This is a genomic window from Variovorax sp. P1_H12_2 (genome assembly GCF_056405335.1).
In genome coordinates this window covers 1-1,511 of the sequence record NZ_JBFUCI010000718.1, presented here as the reverse complement: position 1 = coordinate 1,511, position 1,511 = coordinate 1, and the positions used below count along the sequence as shown (strand labels likewise).

The following is a 1,511-nucleotide window of genomic DNA, read 5'->3' as shown; positions in this document are numbered from 1 at the left end:
GGTTTTGCCTTCAATCGCCGCTCGACGGTCAGCCTGTCAGGCGTCCTGGGTGAGGTCCGCCTCGGCAGGGACTACACGCCCACGTTCTGGAACGACGCGGTGGCCGATCCGTTCACCTCCAACGGCGTGGGCATCAACCTGATCGCCACCGCGAGCGGCTTCAACTCCCCGGGCCAGGTGGCCAACGGCTTCCAGGGCAACCCCAACTACCTTCGGGCCTCCAACTCGGTGGGCTACTTCCTGCCACCGAGCCTGGGGGGCTTCTACGGCCAGGTGATGTATGCCTTCAACGAGGCGAGCAAGTACGACCCGGGCACGCTGACCCCGAACCTGCCCAACGGCCAGCGCGCCGGGCGCTATGTCGGCGGTCGCTTCGGCTACACCAAGGGCCCGCTGGATGTCGCCTTGGCGGCGGGCCGAAGCACCATCGGGGACCAGTTCTTCCAGGGCACAACGACCAATCTCGGCATCTGGAACATCGCCGCCACGTACGACTTCGGCGTCGTCAAGCTGCTCGGCGAGTACTCGCACAACAAGTTGAAAACCGACTTCTCCGGCATCCCGCCGCTGCCCAACGCCTTCGGCTTCACCAGCCCGGGCGCCAACGGTGGACTGATCGGCGCGACGGTGCCGGTCGGACCCGGTCTGATCCGGGCCGTCTATACCCAGGTGAAGTACAACAACGTCACGGCCCTGAACCAGGTGGCGCGTGGCCTCTCGCCGGACCCGAAGTCCGAGAAGTTCGCCCTCGGCTATGTGCACAACCTGTCGAAGCGCACAGCCCTGTACGCGACCGTGGCACGGATCGACAACTCGAACGGCGCCGACCTCACRGTGGGCGGGCCGGCCTTCTACACGAAGMCGATCAACGGTTCCGTGCCGACTGCGCAGTCCTCCACCGGCTACGACGTCGGCATTCGACACATCTTCTGATCGCCAATGACCACATTGACCTTGACCGGCTGGCCGGCACTCGGACGCCACCTCTTCCCGGCGTGCTCGCCAGCGTCGTCGTGGCCGCCGCAGCCACGTTTCTGTCGCAGCACCATGGCGGGCCGGTGTTGCTCTTTGCACTGCTGCTCGGCATGGCGATGAACTGGTTCTGTCGCGATAGCGATGCGAAGCACACTGGAGCCAGGGTCTCGCCTTTCGCTCAAAAGGCCAGCGAGTAGAACGTCGAAGCTGCGGGCGAGACCTGGCCTTCAGCGCAATCGAACTGGCCCCGCGAATGCATCACGCTCGCGCGCCGGCGCGCCGCGCGGGGCCGGTGGTTTGGCCGGGTTGTGCCAGATCGCACGCCCGAGCAGTTGCAGGCCCAGGCGATCGTGCAGCGCCAGCGTCAGTCTCTCGACGTACATCGAGCGGGCGGGCGACGCCGCCGCCGCCGACGACGACGACTTTAGATGACTACCGGGGCTTACGTCATGCCGGACATGAGTGTGATGGTCAGCTTAGGAAGCGGACTGGAAAAAATCCCCCCGTTCTTGGAGGGGGGAAAGTTCCTGTAGAAG

At 65.3% G+C, this 1,511-nt stretch carries 3 protein-coding genes; 2 read left to right on the top strand and 1 reads right to left on the bottom strand.

From position 1 onward, the window contains the following. Both AC1D2K_RS34520 and AC1D2K_RS34515 read left to right on the top strand, forming a co-directional pair. On the top strand, positions 1-933 hold a 933-nt coding region (locus tag AC1D2K_RS34520; RefSeq protein ID WP_478094918.1), incomplete at its 5' end, for a porin. 62 nt (positions 934-995) lie between these two features. Next, positions 996-1,172: a hypothetical protein gene (locus tag AC1D2K_RS34515; protein ID WP_478094917.1), complete on the top strand. Its 177-nt coding sequence runs from the start codon at positions 996-998 to the stop codon at positions 1,170-1,172. Between the two features lie 30 nt (positions 1,173-1,202). Here AC1D2K_RS34515 and AC1D2K_RS34510 read toward each other — a convergent pair whose 3' ends face one another. Then, the gene (locus tag AC1D2K_RS34510; RefSeq protein ID WP_478094915.1) at positions 1,203-1,358 is read right to left on the bottom strand and encodes a hypothetical protein; all 156 of its coding nucleotides are present in this window, start codon (positions 1,356-1,358) and stop codon (positions 1,203-1,205) included. Between the last annotated feature and the right edge of the window lie 153 nt (positions 1,359-1,511).